Source organism: Streptomyces sp. Tu6071, assembly GCF_000213055.1.
Lineage (GTDB): Bacteria > Actinomycetota > Actinomycetes > Streptomycetales > Streptomycetaceae > Streptomyces > Streptomyces evansiae.
This window is the reverse complement of the sequence record NZ_CM001165.1, coordinates 4,227,117-4,250,989: the sequence shown is the minus strand read 5'-3', so window position 1 is coordinate 4,250,989 and position 23,873 is coordinate 4,227,117. Positions and strand designations below refer to the sequence as shown.

Here is a 23,873-nt window from a genome sequence, read left to right as displayed (position 1 = left end):
GGCGGGGAGCGCGTCAACCCGGGCGGGCGGCGCGTCACCCGGCCCGGCAGCCCGGCGCCCTCACCCCGGCGCGCGGCATGAGCAGACCGCCCCGGCCCGGCAGGAGCAGACACCCCGGCCCGGCAGCACGTCACCGGGGCGCGCAGCCCCTCACCCCGCCCGGTAGCGCAACCCGTCCATGAGCAGCCCGACGACCCGCCCCGTGTAGGCGGGGTCGTCCGGGTCGACGACGTTGGCGAGCGTGACGAGGAGGTCGAACGGGGAGAGCCCCGCGCGGATCTCGCCGGTCGCGGCGGCGGCGTCCATGAGGCCCTCGATGACGGGCACGAAGCGGCTCTCGAAGTACTCGCGCAGCCCCTCGTACGCCGGATCGCCCGAGTGCAGCGCGCCGCTCAGCCCGCGCTTGGTCGCGACGAACCCGGCGAGCCGTTCGAGCCAGCGGACGAGCGCCTCGACGGGCGGGTGCGCGGCGGAGAGCGGCGCGGCGGCGGCCATGAGCGCGTCGACCTCGTGCCGGAAGACCGCGACGATGAGGTCCGAGCGGAGCGGGAAGTGGCGGTAGAGGGTGCCGACCCCGACCCCGGCCCGCTCCGTGATGTGCCGCACGGGCGCGTCCACGCCCTCGGCCCGGAACACCTCGGCGGCGGCGGCGAGCAGCGCGTCGAGGTTGCGCCGCACGTCCCGCCGCATGGCCCGGGGCGCCTGCGGCGCGGCGCCGGGAGTCTCGTCGGTGGCCACGGCGGCTCCTCCCTCGAATCGGATCGTCGTTCCACATTGTACGAGACCGCGCGCGGCCCCCACCTGCGGGCGACCACCCTCACCCCCGCGAGCGCCCCGGCCCCGGCCCCGTACCCGCACCACCACCCGCCCCGCCCTCGCCCGTCAGCCGCTCCAGCGCCCGCCAGGCCGCCGCATGCAGCCCCGAGGCCACCCCCCGGCGGCGCGACACCCTTGACCGCCCAGCGCGCGGTGCGAGGGGTGCCGAAGGCCGCATTGCCGCTGCCGTTGAACTTGCCCTCCAGCGGCTGCGCCGCGGTGATGCGCTGCTGAACCAGCTCGCCGTTGTTGTCACTGGAGCCGCCTGCGCCCTTGACGAGCGAGGCCAACGCCGGCCAACCCATGCCGAACGTCACGCTTCCCCCTGTCCAGGCGCCCCCGCCCCCGGCCACGTCACGGAGTCTCACGCTCACGCCCGCCACCCCGCGCCCCGCTTCGTCGCCCACTCCCGGACACCCTCCATCCCCTCCCTCCGTTACACTGCTGGCACCCGCCTCCTTAGCTCAGATGGCCAGAGCAACGCTCTTGTAAAGCGTGGGTCGTCGGTTCGAATCCGACAGGGGGCTCCCAGAAAGGCCCAGGGCAGACGCCCTGCCTCGACGAGTCGGCCGGGCGGCTCGGCACGCGCGCACACCGGCCCGTTGGCGGGCGTGGCTCCAACGGCCGCACCTTCTGCAGTTCCTCGCCCGCGACGGCGGGGACTTACGATTTCCTACGCGGCGGCGTCACCTGCCGTCGCACCAGGAGGCCCTTGTCCGCTTGGGCGAGGACGCAGCGGCCGCCCCCTCGCCCGCTTGGCCTCTCTCCTCGCCGACGAGAGCAAGAAGTTTCCCGCTTCCGGTTACGAATTCGGCGAGCGCGGGTGGCTCGCCGGCTTCCTCCGGGACGTCCTCTCCACGCGTCTCGCTGTCATGCCCGAGCCATACGACGCAGACGACGAGGAGAGCGGCAGGGCCTGGCGCACCTACCACGAGGCCGGATTCACCATCCGCTCGGCGAAGGAATGGCTCGACGACTTCGACGAGTTGCTGCGCCTGCTGTCCGACCACGCCGCCTGTACGTTTCCTGGCGCGGCAGGCCCGCCCGGTTCCCGCCTGCGTAGCCCGGCGTACACGGTTCCGGTCCGCCGAAGCAGGGGAAAGCCGCGCCGCAGGGCCTTGTAAAGCCCGGGTCGTCGTTTGGAATCCAACAGGAGGCGTAGCGGAAAGCCTAGGTCAGCATCCAGCTCATCTGGGCTTTGGCGATTTCAAAGATCACTCGACCGCTGCGGCCTCAACCGCAGAACCGCCGTCCACATCATTACCGGGCTCAAGGTGCACGCACACCCAATGGGCGGCTGGGGTATCGGTGCTGTTCCCCGACGCCCCAGCCGCGCATAGTCCACGGAGTCTTTTACGTGGAGGAGCTGTGGCGGGAATGCCTCACGAGGGACGCTGCGCGATCTTCGCCGCGTCCAGCAGCGCCTTTTTCACCCGGTCAGCGCGCGTGACACGCCCCATCCAGGCCGCATAATTCGGTTTTTCCACAGCGAAGGCTCGGACCTTGGCGCCGTCCCGGCCGAAAAGAGATGTCCCTCCGTAGCCGACATCCACGCGCACGACGTCCGTCAGCATTACCTCTTCCGTCAGGCCGAAATTCCTGACGATGACGCGGTCGTCGGTCAGTGTGATGCTGGTAGCGAAGCCGTACAGCAGGCCAGCAACTCCTGCGGCTGCGAGGAAGAGTACGAAAACCGGCCCCGCCTTGGCCACCCCGGCAATCACCCCGAAAACCGCGAGTGCGAGAAATCCTACGCCCAGGCTCACGGATGCAATCCGATTCGGCCAGGCAACTTCCCATCTGGCCACGACAGTCTCGCTCCTCAGCACCATTGTGGCGCATTCATTTTTGTGCCGCATCCGGCCCATCCAAGGACGACGTTGTTGGCGTAGCTGCCCCACTGGAAAAGCCTGCCGACCTGAGGAGCATCTTTTGACCCTTACATGAAACGTCGCGGGCGTGGCGGCTAGTAGGGAGGAATTTCCGCACCCCGTTTATAGCGCCAAGACGCCCTAGCCAATACCTCACGGTCACGATTTTTCATTCTATACTGCTTCAAATTCATTAGGAATTCCTCGGATACGGGCACGCTTCACGCCCCCACCCGAGGCTCAGAGGTCAGCAGATGGCGAAGCGCGCATCCCCGCTTTATCGTCTGGCTTCGATGGGGGGCGGGTAACGAAAGTTCTTCAGATCCAGTTGCCCCAGCCGAACGTGGCCAATGTAGGCGCGTCGAACATAATCCCAGTCGGCGGGCCCGGCCTGGTTCGAGGATCCGCACCGCCTCCCAGCCGGTCGGCGGCGACGCCTCGGCATGGGGCGCGAAGATCCACCGAAAGGCGGACAACTCGGCCGGGTCGCAGGTTTCCGTGTTCGCCGCTCATCATGCAGAAGCCGAATGAAACCGCTGCACCCGCCTCAGAATCCGCGAAATGTTTCCTTTTTCTGCCGGTATGACTTCCCTGCCGACAATCCGATTCCCATAGCTACCGCACCGACAGCAATCACCCAATACCAATTCAGGACAATTGCCGCAACAATAAGGCAGAAACCGATAGGCATTAGCCATCGATACCAAGCGCCCGCAGGGAGCCTGAGGGAGTCCCAAACGAGGAGGGCGCACAGCACCAGAATAACGATCCCCCCTCCAACAGGAATGCCCGCAGGAGTAACAGTCAGGCCAAGCTTCATTGATTTCATACCCTTCTCCCTGCGATCGGGACGGCCGGCGGGTACTCTTCGGCCAGATTTCCCGCCGACCGTATCCGAATTCTACCAGCCCAAGGTTCCCCACGTGAGCGCAGCGGTCTGTTGGTAAAGTCTCGCCTGCCCCGCCCGCGTCGATATACTGGGCAGGAATTTCAGTCCACCCTTTACGAAGAGGGCAGGCTCGCGAACTGCGTTAACACGCCACCCCACGGTGTCGAAAGCAACGCCTGAGCCGAAGGCCAGCCAGTCCTTCGTGGACCTTCTACTGGTTGCGAGGCTATATGACCGGTTGCCAACAGAAAGGGCGAAAGCACCCCCAGCGATCGGTGCACAAATTCCTGCAGTGCCAACGGTACAGGCCACAAAGGCGGCTCCGCCCGCGACCTTTACGATGGTGCCCCTGTTTTTCCATGTCCATTTCGCCGCGTCAGCGGCCGCCTGTGTGCTGTCTTCTTTCAGGTTTGTCAACGCGTTCCCCCAGTTCCCCTTCTTGAGGGACCCCCATATACCGTCTTTTTTGCGGCGTTCAGCGTCGGCTTTCTTTTTCTCTTCCGCTCTTCTCTTGTCTGCGCGCTTCTTCGCCTGGGCCTTTGCTGCGGCCGCCTTCTTGGCGTCGTAGTGGAAGACCTTGTAGGTGCTGGGGCTGGCCTTGTAGGCGGCGTATTTCTTCTGGGATGCCTTGTCCTTCTTGGGGGTCTGGTTCCAGACCCATTTGCCGTTCTTCTTGGTGTAGCCGGCGGTCATGCCGCGGTCGGCTGCCCAGCGGTCGTCGTTGTAGGTGGCGCCGCCCGCGGGGCCGTCGGGGCGGAGACCGTCGGGGTCGGCCTGGGTGATGGGGTTGTTGTGGGCGTAGGAGTAGGCGTTCATCTGGGCCGGGTCGGTTTCGTCGATGACGGGGTCGACGGAGAGGAAGCGGCCGAGGGTGGGGTCGTATTCGCGGGCGCCCAGGTGGACGAGTCCGGTGGGGTCGTCGGTGCCGCCGACGAAGCCTCGGGTGCCGGGGATGGTTTCGGAGTCCTCCGAGCGGGACTGGCCGAAGGGGAGTTGGCGGCGGCGGGTGATGAGGAGGGTTCCGGCGGTGACGGCGGTCAGCGCCGTGCCCTGGTGGTCGTTGATGAGGTAGCTGAATCCCTTCCCTGTGCGCACGGCCACGGTCTCGTCGCCGTGGGTGTAGTAGCGGGTGGCGTCCTTGGCCCCCGCTGCGGTGACGGTGAGTTCGTTGCCGCCTGGCAGGCTCAGGGTCGTGCTGCCGTCCGCTTGGTGGGCGACGAGGCGTGAGCCATCCGCGTCGTAGACGTAATCGGTGCTCTTGCCGTTCTCGGTGAGCGACTTCAGGTGCTGCTCGTCGTCCCAGACCAGAGACTGCGCACGGGTGCCGAGCGCGCGCGTGGTGGTGTTGCCCGCCTTGTCGTAGCCGAAGGTGTCCTTGCGGCCGTCGTCCGCGCCTCCTTTGACCGTCGCGGTCTGGACCGCGTGCGGCAACGTCTTGCCGGGCTCGGGCTGCGTGTAGGTGGTGGTCGCTCCGCTCTGGTGATCGACCTGCTCGGTGCGGTTGCCGACCGCGTCGTAGGTGAAGGACTGCCAGTACGCGGCGGGGCCGCCGACCGTGGCCGAGGAGGGCTTGGCCGTGCAGTCCTTCGTGGCCGTCCAGGCCTCGGTTAGCTGGCCGAGTGCGTCCTGGGTGTAGCACTGCGTGTCGACCGTGCGGGCCGTGTCCTGCCCGGACGCGGTCGTGAGCGAGGTGATGTTCCCCGCGTCGTCGTACGTCCACGACGAGTCGTCCACACGCTGCGGGGCGAGGTCCCGGTCGGTGATCTGCCGGGTGAGGCGACCGGTCTGCTCGTCGTAGATCCGGCTGCGATAGAGCCTCTTGCCGAGCGGCCCGAATTCGAGCCGGGTCGGGCGGGCCCAGGCGTCACGCGTGGTGTTGTTGACCAGGACGAGGGCTCCCGCGGTCGTCTTGAAGGGCAGGTTTCCCTCGCCGTAGACGCTGGTGACGCGTTCGCTGGGCAGGTTGCCGACAGCGGGCTGCTTCACCCATTCCCGTTGTCCGGTGTACTTGTTGTACCCGAACGTCCAGTCGTACGTGCCCGCGACCGGTCCGGCCTGGTCGGGGATGGTGACGGTGCTGGCGGTGGGCTGGTAATCGTCGTTGTACGCGGTCGTCGCGCTCGTGTACTCCTTGCCGTCCACCACTCGGGTGCTCGAAGTGGGCTGGCCCTTGGCGACCGTGTCCCACACGCGGCTGGTCAGGGTCGTGGACCCCTTCTTGACCGATGTCTCACGGCCGAGCGCGTCGTAGGTGGTGGTCAGCGTGATGCCTCGCGCGTCGGTGACCGCCGTGGCGCGCCCGAGCTTGTCGTAGCCGGTCGTCGTCGTGCCCTTGTCGGGGTCGTCGGTGCGGACCTCCTGGCCGCGCGCGTCGAAGGTGTGGGTCCAGGTGTTGCCGGCCGGGTCGGTGACCTTCACCGGCTCGTCCCACTTGCCGTACGTGTACGAGGTCTTCTGCGAGGCCGTGCGGGCCGCGTTCGTGTACTCGTACAGCTCACTCGTGCGCCCGAGGGCGTCGGTGACCGTCGTGGTCGCCTTGCCGCCCGCCGGCGGGATGACCGTGGTGCGGTCTCCCGCGTACTGGGTGCGGGTGCGCCAGGTCTCGTCGCCGAACTTGCGGGAGATGGAATCGGTGACGCGGTTCTGCCCGTCGTACAGGTTCTCCGTCATGGACGGGACCTTGTTGTCCGGTGTACTGGTCAGCGCGGCCGCGGGGGCACCGTCCGCGTAGTAGGAGTCGTAGCTCTTGTACGCGTTGCCGCGGGTGTCGTAGAGCGTCTCGGTGATCAGACGGTTCTTCGTACCGTACGCGGGCGCCTGGGTCTCGCGGCTACGGAGCAGGCCGTCGAGGATGTCGTAGGTGGTGACATAGGAGCCGTCGTACTGGAGCGACTTGGTCGCGACGGCGTTCGCCGCCGTGGTGGAGACGGTGTACGCGAACTCCTGGACCGGCTGTGTGGCATGGGCGCTCTTGGGCCAGGCCGGTGTCCAGGCGCGCAGGGTGCGGCCGAGGCCGTCGTACTCGGCGTCGGCGCGCTTGCCGTTGGGGTCCACGACACCGGTCGCCAGGTTGCGGGCGGGATCGTACTCGGTGGTGGTGACGTGGCCGAGCGCGTTCGTCTCGGTGACCTTGGTCGGCGCGGCGAGCGTGGCCGGGGTGTAGGCGGTCTTGCTCGTCTTGCCGTCCGCGTCCGTTTCGCTCAGCTCACGGCCGTGCTGGTCGTAGGTGTGGGTGGCAGTGGTGAGGTAGCCGGTGCCCTTGTCGTCCTGTTCGTCCAGGCGTGTCACGTCACCCGTGGCGGGTGCGGTGTCGAGGCTGGTGGCGCCGTCGTAGTAGTGCCGCTCGACGGATATGAGGTCGTCGGGCAGGGAGGTGGACTCGCCGCAGGCCTTGGCGGTGGTCTTGACCTCCTTGACGAGGGTGAGGATGTTCTTGTCCACGTTCTTGGCGTACGAGGTGGTGGTGCACTCCTCGTCGCCGCCCCTCGCGGTGTCGCCCAGCTCCGACTCCGTGAGCGGCTGGCCGTTGTCGTCGAAGGTGCGCTCGGTACGCGTCGTACGCCACTTGCCCTCGCCCAGCGACGTGCGGGAGACGTCGGTGGCGCCGCCGGTCGCGTACGCGTACTGCGTGGGCAGCCCCTCGCGCTTGTGGGTGGCGGTAGCTGCCGAGTGCCACGGGGTGTAGCTCGTGGTGGATTCGAGGGTGCCGCCGTCCTGGCTGTACGTGGCTTCCTCACGGGTCATACCGGCGAAGGCCGGGTGGTCGGTGACCGCGGTGCCCTCGTGATCGGTGACTTTGGCGTCCTTGATGCCGCGGAAGTAGCGGTACTCGGTCAGGGTCTGCTTGCCCTCGGCGGGGGCGCCGGTACGGACCTGGACACGGCCGTAGCCCTTGCGGTCGCCGTAGGTGAGGTACTTGGCCTTCGTGAACTCGTCGGCCTCCTCCTTCGCCCAGCCCATCCCGTCCAGGTAGCTGTAGTCCGTCTCCTTGACCGGAGCGCCGCCGGTGTTGTCGCTCTCCAGGACCTGAGTGACGACGTAGGAGTGGAACCAGTCCAGGTACGGCTCGTACTCCGCGCCCGGGGAGTCGGGCGGGGACCAGATCACCGGGTAGCAACGCCGGTTGTTGGACTCCGGCTTGGGCATGACGCCCGGCTTGCAGTCCGGGGCCGAGTACGTGACACCGAGCGTCGAACCCGACTCGGTGTTCACCGCGTAGACGCGGTAGCGGACCAGTGGCGGTACGGGATCGGGGCGGCCACCGGTCGTGGCCCCCTCCACACGGTTGGCGAGCTGCTGACCCTTGAACGTCACCTTCGGCAGCGTCACATCGCCCGTGCCGGTGTGACCTGTCCGCTCGATCGAAGCGAGCCACAGTGCGGGAGAGGAACCGTCCCCCGTGGACGGGAACTGATGCGCCAGCGCCCAGGAGTCGACCGGCTTGTAGGCGTCGCCGACGAGAACCGAGGTGTCGATCTTCGTGAGCCGCTTACGCGTCCAGAACGACGGCGAGTAGCGGTCCTTGCACTCCTCGCCGCTCTTGCAGTACCGGTCGAAGGGGACATCCGGCCAGTTCTTCGCGTGCGCGGAGTCGAAGGTGCCGCAGTCGCTCAGGCACCGCTCCGAGGTCGTGAACGCGACCTTGGCGGCGGCCTTCTCGCTGTAAACGGAGTCGGCGCGCAGCCCGTAGTCGACGTGGTCGAGCCAGCCGCCACGGTCGTAGGTGGTCGCCGTCGACGCACCCGTGTCCGGGTTGACGTTGCGGCCGTAGAAGTTGGACTCCTTCTGCCAGTAGTAGGCCATCGCGTCGTCGTGCGGGTCCACGACGTAGTCGAGGTTCCACCGCCACCCCTGCTGGCACCACGAGTCCTTGTACGCGTCCGCGTGGCAGGGCTCGCCCTTCTGGTTGCCGAACACCGGCGCGTTCCACGTCGAGTTCGTCTCCGGCTTGCCGCTGCTCCAGCCGGGCAGGCGGTTGTAGCCGAAGTAGTAGCGCGTGCCGTCCGGCGTGGTCACCCGCCAGTACTCGCCGTCGTTGTCGCCGTTGCCCCGGTCCGTGCTGCTGAGCTTGGCGACCTTCGTGCCGTCGTCGCTCTCCAGGTGCCACTGACCGCTCGTGTCGTCCTTGACGAGCACATTCGACTGGCCACCGAGGTTCAGGACCGCGTTGTCCGACTTCCAGCACTGGTCACCGCTCTTGTCGGTGCCATTGCCGTCCTTCACGTCGTCCGAACAGGAGATGTACCGGCGCTCGATGTAGCCCGGCTCCATCGACCAGCCGTCACCGATCCAGTTGGCCTGATTGTTCGTCGCCGCCGTACGGCCGTCCACCGACTGCGAGTTGTAGCCGAGCGATAGTTCGGGCTCGACACCGCCCGGGACCTCAGGGGTGTCGAGATCGTACGACCACGTGAAACCACCGTTGGAGCCACCGGCCGACCAGTTCGACGAAGGAGCCAGCGACGTGGCACCGAAGTCACCGGCAGCACCCGACGCGGACGCCGTCGCGGCCAGCAGGACCGTACCGCGCGCAGCCGAAAGACCCGTCGCCGAGCGGGTCGTGGACGGCGCGGTCGTTACCGGGTCGGCCTGTGTTTCCCTCTCAGCCTTGCCGAGGGAGACGTTTCCGGAGACGGTACCGGCGGCAGTGTCGTTCACGACCGAGGCGAGTGGTTCGCCCGTGCCGCAGTGGGCGGAACCCGGTGCGTCGAGCGCGCAGTCGGGCAGCCGCTTCAGCGTCAGCCGCGAGGCCCAGTCGGCTCCGTACGCTCCACGGATCGCCCGGTAATCCACCCGCACGTTGGCCTTGCCCGCCATGCCCGCGGTCGGGCGCACGGCGAGGACCATCCCCTCGATGCCCATGCGCCGCGACGTCTCGCGGTCCAGGAGCTGGACGTCAGCCTTGCTCGGTCCCTCCTGTGCCTTCGCGCGACGTATCTCGACGGGCAAGCCATCGGCCTTCACCCGCGTCCGCCCCGTCCCGGGCAGCGTCACGGCGGTGGCGCCGGCCTTCGGCCAGGCAACTTCGGGGGCTTTCCACGCACGCCCCTGCGTCTCGTCCTTGATCTGGAGACCATGTGTCTTCGCGTCAGAGGTCGGCACGGGTTTCTGCCGCACAAGGTCCACCAGGTTCAGCCCGGCCGCCTCAGCCACAGGCCCTCCGATGAGCCCCGCGCCCAGCAGACCGGCGAGGCCACCGGCCACCCACCTGATCCGTCGTCGGCCTCTCCCCGGGCCCGTCTCACGACGGCGTCCTCCACCCCGCGAGGCTCTTCGCTTTTCGAGCACAACACACCCTTCCTCTTCACAATATGCAGTCGGAAAATTTAGCAACAGTAAAGGACTTCGCGAAAGATGCCACCAGACTCTCATCTAATTTCGACCCGCACACACTTAGAATGTCGCAAATGTTGTTATTCCTCATGGAATAGCAACACGGGAAGCCCATCTGGCATTTTGGGCTGACATGCACCGCGAAAATCTCCATAAAGTGGACAGAAGCGAGCGCTAAGCTGCCGCCGCGCAGCGGGCCAGGCCACGCACCCCTGGCACCGGGGAGGTAAAGTCCGCCGCGATCGCATTCGTGAAGGTCACGTATAGGAGAAGTAATGAAGAGAATTCTTTGGAGGCGGAAGAGATTTACAACTCGCCTTCTTCTGCCTCTTGTTGCCGCATCGGCGCTCACAGCCGCGGCCGTGCCGGCCACCGCAGCAGGGGCCTCTCAGGGGCAGGGCCTCGCGGACAGTCCGGAGGCCGAGGCAGCTCAACAGGCGGCCGACAACGGTGACTCCGTAGAGGTGCTCGCGCGCAGGACCGAGACATCACAGGTGTTCGCCAACCCTGACGGGACGTTCACCGAGGACCGGTACGCCGTCGCCCAGTGGACGCGGCAGAATGGCGCGTTCGTCGACATCGACACCCGGCTCCACCGGGAGCCGGACGGCGCGCTCCGGCCGCAGGCCACGAGCGTCGGCATGCGCTTCGGGGGCGGTGGCGACCGTACGCTCGCCTCGATCACGCGGGACGGCCGCACACTGACCTTCACGTGGCCCATGCCTCTGCCGTCACCGACGATCGCCGACGACACCGCCACATACCCCGACGTGCTTCCCGATGTCGACCTCAAGCTTCGGGCAGGAGCGACCGGCTTCGCCCAGCTACTCGTCATCAAGAGTCCCGAAGCGGCCTCCGACCCCGCCCTGAAGACCCTCACCTACGCCCTCGAGTCCGACGGCGTGTCACTCCAGGCCGATGAGCACGGCAACATGAGCGCGCTCAACCCCACCGGTCAGCTCGTCTTCACCGCGCCCACGCCCCGCATGTGGGACAGCACCACCACCTCGAACCCCGTCGTTGCCCGCACCGCCCAGGAGGCGGGCACCGCCGCGGACACAAGCGAGTTCGAACCACCGCACGGCGCCAACGAGGCGGCCATGCCCGTGAGCATCGACGGCGACAACTTGCGGCTTCACCCGGACCAGGACCTGCTGAACGGCGAGAAGACCCAGTACCCGGTCTACATCGACCCCTATGTCGACGGCTCCCGCTACTCCTGGACCATCGCCTACAAGAAGTACCCCAACAGCTCGTTCTTCAACGGCGCCGGCTGGGGCGGCTCGGGCAAGACGACCAACGAGGCGCGCGCGGGCTACGAGGACGAGACCAACGGCCTGGCCCGCTCGTACTTCCGGATGAACACCAAGAACCTGTGGAACACGGACAAGCAGGTCACCAAGTCCACGTTCCGGATCAAGAACACCTGGTCCTGGTCGTGCACCAAGCGCAAGGTCAACCTGTGGCGCACCGCCGTCATCGGCGCCTCCACGACCTGGAACAAGCGCCCCACGCGCCGCGAGAAGATGGACGACGTCACGGACGCCAAGGGCTGGGGCTCCGGATGCCCGGGCGGCAACCTCGCGTTCGACATCACCAAGGGCGCCAAGGACGCGGCCTCCAGCAAGTGGAACACGATCACCCTGGAGCTGTCGGCGGACAACGAGAGCGACGTCTACGGCTGGAAGAAGTTCGACGCCAAGTCCGCCGTCATGTCCACCACCTACAACACACCGCCGAGCGCCCCCACCGGGCTGGACACCATTCCGTCGACCAAGAACAGCAAGGGCTGCGGTGACACGGCGCCCTACGGCCTCATCGGCAACACCGACGTCACCCTGACCGCCAAGGTCAGCGACAAGGACGGCGGCACCGTCACCGCCCGCTTCCACCTCTGGGCCACCGGCCACCACGACGACAAGGCCAAGGTCTTCTTCGACCAGACCGTCTCGGTGACCTCCGGGACCATCGCGAAGGTCAAGGTCCCCAAGGCCACGCTCAGCAAGTACCTGAACGACGCGAACGGCAACTTCTCCTGGAAGGCCCAGGCGAGCGACGCCACCGCCAAGTCCGACTGGACACCCACCCTCGGGGCCGCGGGCTGCCGCTTCGTCTTCGACCCCAACCGACCCAGCACACCGCCCACGGTCACCTCGAAGGACTTCCCCGACAGCTCGGACGGCGTACCGACCACCACCGGCCGCGTCCGCGCCCCCGGGACCTTCACGATCGCCAGCGGAGGCGTGAAGGACGTGGCCAAGTACCAGTACTGGACCGACTCCGACACCACGAAGCACGCCCTGACACCCTCGGCCGCAGGGGGCTCGGTCAGCGCCAAGCTCACCCCCACAGCCGCAGGGACGCACACGCTGTACGCCCAGAGCATCGACAAGGCCGGCAATGTCTCGGACGCGGCCACGTACATCTTCTTCGTCCTCGGCCTCGAACAGGCGGACCAGCCCGGCGACATCAACGGCGACGGCAACCCCGACCTCTGGGCCATCGACAAGGACGAGGTCCTGCACCGCATGTACGGAGCCGGTGACGGGACGGTGGCGGACGTCGCCAACGAAGCCTCCCACTCCAACTGGAAGGGCGTGCGCGTCACCCACCGTGGTGACTGGACCGGCGACGGCTACGAGGACCTCATCGCCGCCCGGCACGACGACACCGCCGACGCCGACCGTCTGTGGATCCACCCGAACAACGGCTACGGCTTCGCCTGCACCGACTGCACCGAAGAGGACGGCGGAGCCCGCCAGGAACTCACCGTCTACGAAGACAGCAACAACCACTGGCAGAACGCCGACCAGATCCTCGCCATCGGTGACGTCGACGGTGCCCTCGACTACGACGGCGACGGAACCCCTGACACCCCGGGGCACCCTGATCTCCTCGTCAAGCAGGGCGAGCAGCTCTGGCTCTACTACGCCACTGAAGACAACCGCCTCGACACCGAGCACGATCCCGTCCTGCTCGGTGACAACGCCTGGGCGAGCATGGATCTCTTCGCGCCCGGCGACACCGATGGCGACGGACACGTGGACCTCGGCGCCCGCGACCGGAGCACCGGCGACGTGTACATCTATCCCGGCACGGACGACGACGGACTGCCCGACCTCGCGCACGGGGTGAAGATGACCACCACCCTCACCACCACCGCCAACCCCCTCCTCACCTCCCCCGGGGACGCCGACCACAGCGGCGCCTTCGACCTCTGGTACACCCAGGTGGGCGCCTCCGGCACGAAGCTCATCGGACACCGGGACCCAGCCACCGGCAAGGCGACCAAGGTCGACATGCCCGCTGACTTCGCTCCCTTCCGCGCAATCAGCTGAACCCGCAACAGCAATGCCGATGCGGCAGAAGGCCCGGCTGTCCCTTGCCCAGCGAGAGCAGCCGGGCCGCGTCGCACACGGACGCCCGGCGCAAGGGCCACTGCGGATGTGCACTCTGGGCTTGCCCGACTCCGTCGAGACGGGATTCGCCCCCCACATCCGAAGGACCACGGTGTTCGCCGGAGCAATCGAGGTGTCCGGCCACGGAATAGCCGACCGCGGGCCGCACTGCCGCAAGGCGTGCGGCGGCGCCCCACACCCCTTGTGGACCTTCGGCGATCGGCGTGAGACGTAGCTGTCCCGCGACAGCTGCGCTGAGGTTCCGTGCATGCGCCGCGCACGAACTCGACGGTCTGAAGCCGCTGCTCGGACCGCCTCTGATCTGGGCTTTCGCTGTTCGCGTCGGCCCGCTTCCTACGGGGTCGGTTGCCCGTGGCGGACCGGAAGCGACTCCGGGCCGCGGACCGGGCGGGTCCGGCGCCAGCGGACGTGTTCGGGCGGGACGGCGAGGCGGATATCGGGGAAGCGGCGCGGTACCGCCCCCAGGGCGATCTCGGCCTCCGCCTTTGCCAGGGCGCCGAGGCAGCGGTGGATGCCGTGGCCGAAGGCGAGGTGTCCCGCGGCGTCGAGGGTGTCCGGGGCCGCGAAGCGGGCGGGGTCACGGTTGGCGGCGCCGAGCGCGATGTGGACGGGGTGGCCTGCGGGGATCTCCGTGCCGCCGAGCGTGACGGGCTCGGTCGTGAAGCGGAAGGTGGCCGTGCTGACCGGGGAGTCGTAGCGGAGCAGTTCGTCGAGCGCGGCCGGGACGGCGTCGGGGTGCGCGCGGAGGCGGTCGCGCTCGGCGGCGTACAGGAGGAGAGCCAGGAGGGCGTTGCCGAGGTGGTTGGTGGTCGTCTCGTGGCCTGCGACGAGGAGCAGCGCGGCGAGGGCGACGGGGAGAGGGGCCGCGGGCCCGGCGACGAAGTCGAAGGGCTCGCCCGGGGGCCACTGGTCGAGCAGCGTGTCCGTGATCCGGGCGATCGCGGGGCGGAGCGCGGCGACGGCCCCCGTGGTGAAGGTCCCGGTCACGAATTTCCGCACCCGGGTGTGCCCGGGGGGGCCGCTGGCCAGCATGTGGTGTGCCAAGGCGGGGCGCGGGTCACGCGTCGATTCCCTGCCCGCGAAGAAGGCGGCCGTGTCCTTCGAGAGCCGGACGTCGCCGAGGGCCTGCCGGGCCTCGGCGTAGCCGGTGACCAGATAACCGTCCCGTCGTCCGGGCCCGTTGGGGACGGGCCGTACGGGGCACGCGGAACGCGCCGCCGCACGGGACGGGGACGTGTCGTCGCGCGCGGGCTCGCTCATGTCCCCAGCCTCCCACCGCCGGGCCCGGCACCGGGCGGGAGGACCGGGCCCGCCGCTCGGAGCGCCCGGCGGCCCCTCGCAGCTCCTCCGACGCCCCCGTCACACCGCCCCCCTCACAGTTCCTCCGACACCCCCGTCACACCGCCCCTCACAGCTCCTCCCCCCGCGCCAGCCTCCGCGCCCCCGGCAAGTGCCGGTCCAGCTCGCCCGGGGCGAACCTCGTCATGCCGACGACGTGCCAGAACTCGCCGCCCACCTCGCCCTCCGCCTTGTAGCCGCCGTCCGGTGTGAAGGCCGCCCAGCCGCCCTGGACGCCGACGAGCGTCGCCTTCGGCGTGACGGCGTCCCCAGTCACCCGCCACAGCCGCACCGTTCCGTCGTCGCCCGCGCTCGCCAGGTGTCCGCCGTCGGGGCTGAACGAGAGGGAGTAGACGCGTCCGCTGTGGCCGGTGAGGGCGCCCACGCGCGCGCCCGTCGCCGGGTCCCACAGGCGGATGACGCGGTCGTCGCCCGCTGTCGCGAGGAGGGGGAGCGTGGGGTGCGCGGCGGCCGTCCACAGTTTGCCCGTGTGCTCGCGCAGTACGTGCCGCGCGGCGCCGTCGCGCCAGATGACAGCCGTGCCGTCCCACGAGGCGCTCGCGAGCCAGGAGAGGTCCGGGCCGAAGGCCACCGCGTAGACGCGGTCGGTGTGGGCGCTCAGGGTCGCGGCGAGGGCGCCGCCCCTGGTGTGCCACAGCCGTACGCGCCCGTCGTCGCAGCCCGTCGCGATCGTCGCGCCGTCCTTCGCGAAGGCGACGGACCGCACCCGGCCCTGGTGGCCGTCGAGCTGGAGGCCGTGGGAGCCGGTCGCGCGGCGCCACAGGCGCACCGAGTCGTCGTCGTTGGCGGTGGCGATCTCCTCGCCGTCCGCGCTGAACGCCTCCGCCCAGGTGCGGTCGGTCTCGACGTCCAGCTCGCGCAGGAACGCGCCGCCGTCCGCGTCCCACAGGTAGACGTGCCCCGTGCTGCCCGCCGTGGCGAGGACGGTGCCGACGGGGCTGAACGCCGCCGAGATCAACCGGTCCCCGCGGCCGACGAGTTCGTGCAGCCGCCGCCCGGTGGCCACGTCCCACAGGCGTACGGTCCCGTCGCTGCCCGCGCTCGCGAGCCGCGTGCCCGTCGCGTCGAAGGCGACCGCGTTGACGCGCCGCCCGTGCCCGCGCAGGATCGGCTTGCCCTGGCCCGTCGCCGCGTCCCAGATCTGCACGACGCCGTCGTCCCCCGCCGTCACGAGCTGGGTGTCGTCGGGGCGGAAGCGGCAGGCCCAGGCGGAGCCCTGGTGCGGGGTGGGCTGGAAGCGCTCGGGGGCGGCCTCGTAGCCCTCGTGGCCCGCCGAGAGCTGCCAGAGCCGGACCGCGCCGTTGGAGTGGCACGCGGCGAGGTGGCGTCCGTCGTCGGCGAAGACGACCTGGTAGACGCCGCCCGCGCCCTTGTCGAGCGCCGGGCCCGGCAGCCCCGTGCGCGGGTCCCACAGGCGTACGCCGCCGTCGGTGTCACCGCTCGCGAGGAGGTCGCCGTCCGGGTGGAAGTCGAGGGTGTAGACGCGTCCCGTGTGGCCGTGCATCTCGTGCAGGAGCCGCTGGTCGGAGGCGCGCCAGATCCGTACGGTGCCGTGGTCGTCGATGCCCTCGTCCGCGGTCGCGAACAGGGTGCCGTCGGGGCTGAACCGGACGCGGAAAACCGGACCTTGGTGCGGCCCGAGGCTCGCGACGAGCGCTCCCGTCGCCGTGTCCCACAGGCGTACGGTGCCGCTCCTGTCGCCCGTCGCGAGCGTGCGCCCGTCGGGGCTGAAGACGGTCGTGTAGACGAGGACGGTGTGCCCGGGGAAGGCGTGCGTCTGCTCGCCGCTCGCGGTGTCCCACAGGCGTACGACCCCGTCGCCGTCGCCCGTGGCGAGGACCGTGCCGGTCGCGTTGAGCGTGATGGGCCACACGCCGTCGGGGTGCACGGAGAGCGTGGCGCGGCAGCGGCCGGAGACGGGGTCCCACAGGCGTACGGTGCCGTCCGCGCTGCCCGTCGCGAGGACCGAGTCCCGGAACTTGATCGCGTAGACGCGGTCGGTGTGGCCGTGCAGGACGCGCAGCGCCTCGCCGTTCTCGGGCGCGCAGATCAGGACGGAGCCGTCCTGGCTGCCCGCCGCGAGGAGTTCCCCGTCCGGGCTGTACGCGACGGGCTCGGGGAGCCGCCCCTGCTGCCTGCTGAAGCCGTACGGGACGCTCACGGCGGCCGGGCGCAGGACCGTCTCCAGGGGCATCCCCGGAGCGATCGTCGCGGTGGCCAACTCCGCTGAACGGGCTGCTTGTTCGTCGATCTCGGTACGGATGAGGACGGCCCTGCGCCAGCGGCTCCCGGCGAGCCGCGCGCCGCGCAGATCGGCGCCGATGAGGCGGGCGCGGCGCAGGTCGGCGTGGCGGAGGTCGGCCTCGCGCAGGTCGGTGCCGTCGAGCCGGGCGCCGCCGAGGCGCGCGCCGTGCAGGACGGCGTGGGAGAGGTTGGCGCCGGTGAGCTGGGCGTCCGTGAGGTTGGCGCCGGTGAGGTCGAGGCCGGACAGGTCGCGCCCGGAGAGGTCCTCGCCGGGGAAGTGCACGCCCCGCAGGTCGACGTCGGCGGGCACGCGGAGGCGGCGGGTGATGCGGTAGGCGTTGGTACGGGCGGCGTCGGTGGCGCCCTGCGCGGCGCGGCTCCCCGCGCCCGCCCCGCCGGTACCGGCCCCCGCCTCGCCCGCTCCCTGCCCCGGGCTCTCCAGCGTCTGCCGCGCCCACGCGGTGACGCGTTCCCCGTCGGCCAGGTCGCAGAAGAACTCGACCGCGAGCGGGGAGAGTTCGCGTCGGGCGAGGAGCGCGTCGTCGTCCTCGCCGAGGCGCCGCGCGGCCTCCCTCGCCACGAGCCACTCGATGACCGATTCGTGGATGAAGTGGAAGATGCCGTCGTCGACGCGGATGAGGAGCGTGCCCGCGCCCACCGCCTGCGCCTCCTGCGCGAAGAGCATCCCGTCGCTGCCGCGCCCGAAGGTCTCGGCGACGATCTCGGTCAGCTCGTCGAGCCGCAGGCTCCCGCGCCCGCTCTCCCAGAGCCTGAGCGCCATCGCCGTCACGGCCCGCCAGAGCTGGTCCAGCTCCAGTCCGGGCGCCGCGCCGGGGCCGCCCTGCCCGCGCCGCTCCTCGAAGCGCAGCCATGTGCTGAAGACGTCCTCGTAGAGCCGGGCCGCGCTGAGCGTGCCCTCGGAGCGCGCCACGGCCCGTACCTGGTCCTCGTCGAGCGCGGCGACGAAGCTGAGCAGCCGGGGGTTGCCGCACAGGTCGAGCAACTGCGGGATACCGAGGAGGAGTTCGTAGCGGCGGGCGGCGGTCGGCTCGTCGCCGTAGTAGTTGGTGAGGTAGCGGCGGATCTGGTGGGGGGTGAAGCCCTCGACGGAGAGGAGCCGGCGCTGCGGGAGGAGTCCGACCTGCTCGCCGAGCGGGGTGAGGACCTGCTCGCGGGAGCGGAAGTGCTGGGTACGGCCGCTGATGACGATCTTGGCGCGGTCCACGGCGGCGTTGAGGAGGGTGTGCAGGTGGTCGGCGGCGCGCTCGTAGCTGACGCGGTTGACCAGTTCGTCGAAGCCGTCGAAGAGGAGGACGACACGGCCCTGGCGGAGCATGTAGCGCAGGGCCCGCAGGTCGATGACGTCGACGCCGTGGTTGGCGAGGTGGGCGGCGACGAGCCCGTCGAGGCTGTGCGAGCGGTCCAGGGAGCGGAGCGGGATGAGCAACGGGGCGAGGTGCGGCAGGCGTTCGGGGATGCGGCGGGCCAGTTCCCGCAGCGCGAAGGTCTTGCCGTGGCCGAAGTTGCCGAGGAGGAGGAGCACGCGGCCCTGGTCGGTCTCCAGGAGGCGGAGCATCTCCTCGACGAGGTCCTCGCCCTCCTCGTCGCCGGGGTGGATCTCGTCGCGGTAGCGCTGCGGCAGGTACAACTCGGGTGCGTAGGCACCGTCGCCCGCGAGTTCGGCGGTCTGCGCGGCGACGTACTCGCGCAGGTCGATGAGCCCTTGCAGCTCCAGGAAGCTGCGCACCCGCACCCCGCCGCGCGCGGCCCGCTCGCGCAGCCCCGGCTCGGGGCGCTCGCCCGCGTACACCAGCTCGGCCTCGGTGCCCGCGTCGTCGGCGTGCGCCTGGGCGAGGAAGCGGTCGAGGTCGGCGTCGGTGAGGGTGCCGGGCTGGACGGCGACGCGCAGGAGCCGTACGACGCCGTCCTCGTCCCACGCGGCGACGACCTGCGTCAGGTCCTCGGGCAGGGCGGGGCGTACGTCACGCAGGCGCACCCCGGGGCGCCGCGCGCGCAGCACGTCCTTGACGCGCTCGGCGAGCTGGGCGCCGGGGTCGTTGACGGCGCGGTTGTCGGAGTGCGCGGCGTCCCGCGCGGGGCCCTCCTCGTCCTCCGCGCCGCCGGGGAAGCGGGGCGCCGCGCGCCAGTCGACGGGGAAGACGGCGGCGCCCTCCGTGGCCCCCTCCGTCCGCGGTGACCAGCGCTCGACCCCTTGCGCGCCGATGCGCAGGAGGCTGAATCGCGCCGGTCCGGCGGCACCGAAGAGCGGCAAGGTGCCGGTGGCGGAGGGGAGTTCGCCGTGCGTGGGCACGGCGCCCTGGCCCCGGCCGTCCCCGCCGGGGCCGTGCAGGAGCACGTGGAGCCGGGGCGCGAGGAGGCGCTGGAAGACCTCGGTGTCCCGGAGCGGGCCGGGGCCCTCGCCCCCGTTCCCGCCGGTCCGGGCGGGGGCCAGGAGCGGGTGCCGGACGAGCCCGACCCGGAGCCAGCCCTCGTCCTCGTAGCGCCGCAGCGCCTCCGCGAACCACGCGGCCTGCGCCCGGCCCACCAGCCCGTACCGGTCCTCCAGGCGGTGCGTGCGCGCGATCGAGGAGTTGAACCCGGCGACGACGGTGCGCAGTTCGGGGACGGGGAAGAGCGTCCAGGGCTGGTCGGCGCCGAAGACGGCGTCGAGCCCCTGGTACAGCTCGCCGAACAGCCTGCTGAAGTGGCGCCACTTGGGCCAGTAGGGCGCCTGCGGGCGGATCTCGTCGGCCTCGCACGTGTGGAAGTACGCCTGACAAGCGGCCTCGCTCACGTCCTGGTTGCCCGGGACGACGAGCACGCGGCCCGGGGCGAGGCCCAGTTGGGCACGCAGCCCGGTGAGGAAGTCGAGCGCCTGCGCGCAGTTGCGCGGCGAGCCCGAAGCCGTCACATCACCTGACACCAGTACGAGTTCAGGCGCGGGAGCGCCCGTGTCGCGCAGCTCGATGAGGTCGCTCTGGATGTCCCTGAGCAGTTCCTCCGGCTCGCGCCCGCGCCCGAACTCGGGGCCCGCGAGGTGCAGGATGTTCACGGCCTCCTGGCGCGCGCCGCCCGGCACGGCCGGGGGGTAGTGCGGGGCGGTCCCGGGCCGCCGCCGCCCGCCCCGCTCGCCGCCCCCGGTGAGCGGCTGCCGCCAGGACTGCGCGGGGACCGGGGCGGTCACGGCGCCGCCCGAGCCCGGGTACGCGGGGCTGCTGCCGGGGCGCGCGTGCCCGTCCAGCGCCTGTCCGACGCGGGTGAGGAGCAGCCCGCGCGCGGTCCGCGCGTCCGGGACGCCGACGAGATCGACGTACGTGATCGTCGCGAGCAGCCCCTCGACGGGCGCCTCGTCCACGCGCACGGTGAGCAGCCTGCGGTCCGGCTGGTCCGGCTCGGAGCGCAGCGCCGCCTGCCACTCCATCCGCCCGTACCGCGAGCCCTGGTAGTTCCGCGAGAGGACGGCGATGACCGCGACGGACTCGCTCACGCCGCGGTCCATGTAGTCGATGAAGTTGCTGCCCGCGACGAAGTCCCACGCCTGGATCACCGTGCGGAACCCGGCCTCCTCCAGCGTCCAGGCGATCCACGAGGCCCACGCCTCGTCGGCCGGGGAGTAACTGATGAAGAAAGTGGCCTGCCGCTGCGCCGCGTCCGTGCTGCCCGTCACCATCCGACCATCCTAGGAACCCGGGTAACCCCCCGCCGGTGGACAACCGGCCAAAAGTCCCGGTTACGGGGACGAGTCGGCACCTGCCGGGGTACGTACAGTCGCCGGGCGGGCACGCGTGCGGTACGGGGCGCCGGAACGGACCCGCACGGGCCCCAGCGGGCCCGCACGGACCCGTACGACCGTTCGGACCCCACGCCGCCGCCCCGCTCCCGCGCACCCTTCTTCGCCCCCGCGCGCATGTGCGAACCTGTCGCCGTGCCGACACCCAGACCCCCGCGCCGCCGCCCGCACCCCTTGGACCTGCTGGCCTGCGCCCTGCTCGCGTGCGGCCTGCTCCTCCTCGCGACGGGCGCGCTGCCCACCCACGCGGCGGGGGACGTGGCCCGCCGGACGGCACCCCTCCTGGCCTTCCTCGCGACCGTCATCGTCATGGCCGAACTCACCGGCCGGGCACAGGTGTTCGACGTGCTGGCCGGGGGGATCTCACGCGTCGGCAAGGGCAGTTACGCACGCCTGTTCGGCCTCTGCGTGCTCTTCGCCTCCGCGACGGCGCTCATCCTGAACCTCGACACGACGGCCGTCCTGCTCACCCCCGTCATGCTCGCGATGGCGGCGCGCGTCGGCATCGCACCCCTGCCGCTCGCGATGACGACGGTGTGGCTCGCCAACACCGCGAGCCTCCTGCTCCCCGTCTCGAACCTCACGAACCTCCTCGCGGCGGACCGCGTCGGGCTCTCCGCGGGGGGTCTCGCCGCCCGCATGTGGGCCCCGCAGGCGGCCGTCATCGCGGCGACGGCGGTGTGCCTGTGGGCGATGTACTGGAGGCGCGGGCGGCGCGGCGCCGATGTCTACGTGCCGACAACGGCGTTCCGCCCGGCCGACCCGGTCCTCTTCCGCACGTGCGCCCTCGCCTGCGCGGGCTTCCTCGTCGCGATCCTGGTCGCGCCCGTGCCGCTGTGGGCGGACTCGCTCGCCGCCGCGCTCGTCGTGGTCGTCGCCTTCGCGCTCCGCAGGCCCGGCGAACTGCGCCTGTCACTCGTCCCCTGGCGCCTGCTGATCATGGTGCCGGGCATGTTCCTCGTCGTGGAGACGGTCAACGTCCATGGTCTGCATACGCTGTTGACGCACGCGATGGGCACGGAGGAGGGCGCGGGCGGCCTCTTCCGCTCCGCGTCGGTCGGCGCCGGGCTCTCCAACGTGCTCAACAACCTGCCGGTCTACCTCGCGGGCGAGGCCGCCGTCCCCGACGGCAACAGGGACCAGCTCCTCGCCTTCCTCATCGGCACCAACGTCGGTCCGCTCGTGACCCCTTGGGCCTCGCTCGCGACCCTCCTGTGGTTCGAGCGCTGCCGCACCGCCGGGGTCAAGGTGCCCCTCGCGCGCTTCGTCGGCACCGGGCTCGTCCTCGCGCTCACGGGCACGGCGGCGGCGACGGGCGCACTCGTCCTGACGAGCTGAACAGGGCCCGTACGTAAGGTGGTCACACCACGGCGGCCCCCACCGCCTCCCGCGTGAGCGCCACCAGCCGGTCGAGGACCCCGGGGCGCCCCGCGACGAAGCAGCGCGTCGTGTCGGGCCCGGCGAAGCCGACGCGGAACGGGCCGCCTTCGAGCGTACGGAACTCGCAGCCCGCCTCCAGCGCGAGCAGCGCCCCCGGCGGGAAGTCCACCGCCTCCGCGCAGTACCCCACGAAGCCGTCGATCGTCCCGCGCGCCAGCATCGACCAGCCGAGCAGCGGCGCCCACAGCGCGAGCACGCGCCGCGTGCGCCGCTCCAGCGCGACCCGCAACGCCTCCGCGAGCGCGTCGTCCTTGCGCACCGAGTGCCCCTGCGTCCAGGCCACGACGAGGCGCGGCGAGGAGGCGGGCACGGCGACGTCGGGGGGCAGCGTCTCGGCGGCAGGTACGGAGACGGCCGCAGATACGGGCCCCGCCGCAGGTACGGGCCCCGCCGCCAGGACGGGACCCTCGCCGTCCGCGCCGAGCCGCCTCCCGCGCCCGTACGTCCCGCCGCCCCGCACCGCGTGCCACGTGGCCCCCGTGTGCGGTTCGTGGACGACGCCGAGCACGGGTGCCCCGGCCACGCACAGCCCGATGCCCACCGCGTACGTGGGCAGCCCGATCGCGACGTTGTTGCTCCCGTCGAGCGGGTCGACGAGCCACGTGCGGTCCGCCGCGCCCGCGAGCACCCCGGCCTCCTCCGACCACACCCGGTCCTCCGGGAACGCCTCGCGCAGTCTGCCGAGCACGATCCGCTCGGCCGCCAGGTCGAGTTCGGTGACGACGTCGCCGTCCTCGCTCTTGACGCCGATGCGCCACGTGTCCCCGAAGCGGGCGCGCAGCATCCGCCCCGCCTCCTCGGCCGCGGCCAGCGCGACCTGCAACTCGGCCGCGTAGTCGCCCTGTTCCTCAGTCGCCCGGTCCATCGATCCTCCTCAGAGCGGCGCGCACCGCCACGACGGTCTCTTCCCGGTCGCAGATCTCCCGCACCGAGCGGTGCCCCTCACCGCGCAGCGGTCCCAGGGACATGTCGCTGCGCCCCGGCAGCGTCGCGCCGAGCACGAGCGTCGCGGCGGGCCGGCCGCCGCCCACCACCGTCGCGTGGAACTCGCCGGGCCCGACGACGTAGACGTCACCGCTCGTGCTCCGCTCGGAGCCGCCCGGCTCCGCGCGCACGAGCCGCGCGGTGCGCCGCACCTCGTCCGTGCCGTCCGGCCCGCTGCGCACCTCGTACACGCGGTGCGTCGGCGCCACGGGGTCGTCGACGACGCGTACGGAGCGGTTCGTCACGCGCCCGAGGAGGACGAGGCTGACGAGCGACCAGCTGTGGGCGTGGACGAGGGGCGCCCGGCCGCCCGGCCCACCCCCGGCGTCCCGCCCGCCCGTGCCGTCCCCGAGGTCCGCGCCCCCCGCGTCCTCCTCCGCGTCGTCGCCGTCGAAGAGGTGCACGCACACCCCCTTCGCCCCGTCCCTGAGCACCGGCAGGCACAGGAAGCCGAGCGGGTGCCGGATCGCGGGCAGGTCCCAGCGCCCCTCGGCGACGGCACGGAGCGCGGCGGCGGCGAGGTCGCTCGCGACGGTACGGTCCGCGGGCGGCGGCCCCGCGCCGGGGGCGAGCAGCGCGTGCAGGGCGTCGTAGTCGATGTCTATCCCGTGGGGCAGATCCATGGCGTGGCGCGGCCTGGCCTCTCGGATCGGTGCGGCTCGGATCGGATCGGGTAGGGCTCGGTGCGGCTTGCGGCTCGGTGCGGTTGACGGCTTGCGGCTCACGGC

At 70.8% G+C, this 23,873-nt stretch carries 11 protein-coding genes and 1 tRNA gene; 4 read left to right on the top strand and 8 right to left on the bottom strand.

Annotated features, from left to right (window positions below; translation table 11 throughout):
• Positions 1-150 precede the first annotated feature (150 nt).
• Positions 151-738 carry a TetR/AcrR family transcriptional regulator gene (locus STTU_RS17680; RefSeq protein ID WP_043255543.1) on the bottom strand — a complete coding sequence of 196 codons (588 nt, stop codon included), beginning with the start codon at positions 736-738 and terminating at the stop codon, positions 151-153.
• 531 nt (positions 739-1,269) lie between these two features.
• Here STTU_RS17680 and STTU_RS17675 point away from each other — a divergent pair.
• Together STTU_RS17675 and STTU_RS17670 are read left to right on the top strand one after the other, a co-directional pair.
• Positions 1,270-1,343, top strand: a tRNA-Thr gene (locus tag STTU_RS17675).
• Between the two features lie 228 nt (positions 1,344-1,571).
• On the top strand, positions 1,572-1,940 hold the full coding sequence (locus tag STTU_RS17670) for a hypothetical protein (RefSeq protein ID WP_043255541.1): 369 nt from the start codon (positions 1,572-1,574) through the stop codon (positions 1,938-1,940).
• Between the two features lie 258 nt (positions 1,941-2,198).
• On the opposite strand, the gene STTU_RS17665 is transcribed toward STTU_RS17670, so the two are convergent.
• From STTU_RS17665 to STTU_RS17660, 3 genes are all read right to left on the bottom strand, one after another.
• Positions 2,199-2,624, bottom strand: coding sequence for a hypothetical protein (locus tag STTU_RS17665; RefSeq protein ID WP_158678800.1), 426 nt, complete (start codon positions 2,622-2,624; stop codon positions 2,199-2,201).
• Between the two features lie 610 nt (positions 2,625-3,234).
• Entirely contained in the window at positions 3,235-3,516 is a 282-nt protein-coding gene (locus STTU_RS34695) for a hypothetical protein (protein WP_158678799.1), read from the bottom strand.
• 72 nt (positions 3,517-3,588) lie between these two features.
• A complete protein-coding gene (locus tag STTU_RS17660; protein WP_234019258.1) occupies positions 3,589-9,729 on the bottom strand; it encodes an RHS repeat domain-containing protein in 6,141 nt (2,046 codons plus the stop codon).
• Between the two features lie 542 nt (positions 9,730-10,271).
• On the opposite strand from STTU_RS17660, the gene STTU_RS17655 reads away from it, so the two are divergent.
• Positions 10,272-13,247 carry an FG-GAP-like repeat-containing protein gene (locus STTU_RS17655; protein ID WP_234019257.1) on the top strand — a complete coding sequence of 992 codons (2,976 nt, stop codon included), beginning with the start codon at positions 10,272-10,274 and terminating at the stop codon, positions 13,245-13,247.
• A gap of 414 nt (positions 13,248-13,661) precedes the next feature.
• On the opposite strand, the gene STTU_RS34970 is transcribed toward STTU_RS17655, so the two are convergent.
• Together STTU_RS34970 and STTU_RS17645 are read right to left on the bottom strand one after the other, a co-directional pair.
• A complete protein-coding gene (locus STTU_RS34970; protein ID WP_007825286.1) occupies positions 13,662-14,588 on the bottom strand; it encodes a cytochrome P450 in 927 nt (308 codons plus the stop codon).
• Positions 14,589-14,736: 148 nt separating this feature from the next.
• A complete protein-coding gene (locus tag STTU_RS17645) occupies positions 14,737-20,601 on the bottom strand; it encodes a TIR domain-containing protein (protein ID WP_007825285.1) in 5,865 nt (1,954 codons plus the stop codon).
• Between the two features lie 294 nt (positions 20,602-20,895).
• Here STTU_RS17645 and STTU_RS17640 point away from each other — a divergent pair, with 294 nt between their 5' ends.
• Entirely contained in the window at positions 20,896-22,059 is a 1,164-nt protein-coding gene (locus STTU_RS17640) for an SLC13 family permease (protein ID WP_007825279.1), read from the top strand.
• Positions 22,060-22,081: 22 nt separating this feature from the next.
• On the opposite strand, the gene STTU_RS17635 is transcribed toward STTU_RS17640, so the two are convergent.
• Together STTU_RS17635 and STTU_RS17630 are read right to left on the bottom strand one after the other, a co-directional pair.
• Positions 22,082-23,026 carry an inositol monophosphatase family protein gene (locus STTU_RS17635; RefSeq protein ID WP_043255537.1) on the bottom strand — a complete coding sequence of 315 codons (945 nt, stop codon included), beginning with the start codon at positions 23,024-23,026 and terminating at the stop codon, positions 22,082-22,084.
• Positions 23,010-23,768: a hypothetical protein gene (locus STTU_RS17630; protein ID WP_007825275.1), complete on the bottom strand. Its 759-nt coding sequence runs from the start codon at positions 23,766-23,768 to the stop codon at positions 23,010-23,012. Before STTU_RS17630 ends, STTU_RS17635 begins: the two co-directional genes overlap by 17 nt.
• Positions 23,769-23,873: the final 105 nt, after the last annotated feature.

Excerpts from the sequence above, each read along its gene's own strand:
- STTU_RS34695 (WP_158678799.1), bottom strand. The coding sequence starts at position 3,516 with ATGAAATCAATGAAGCTTGGCCTGACTGTTACTCCTGCGGGCATTCCT.
- STTU_RS34970 (WP_007825286.1), bottom strand. The coding sequence starts at position 14,588 with ATGAGCGAGCCCGCGCGCGACGACACGTCCCCGTCCCGTGCGGCGGCG.
- STTU_RS17645 (WP_007825285.1), bottom strand. The coding sequence starts at position 20,601 with ATGGTGACGGGCAGCACGGACGCGGCGCAGCGGCAGGCCACTTTCTTC.
- STTU_RS17635 (WP_043255537.1), bottom strand. The coding sequence starts at position 23,026 with ATGGACCGGGCGACTGAGGAACAGGGCGACTACGCGGCCGAGTTGCAG.
- STTU_RS17630 (WP_007825275.1), bottom strand. The coding sequence starts at position 23,768 with ATGGATCTGCCCCACGGGATAGACATCGACTACGACGCCCTGCACGCG.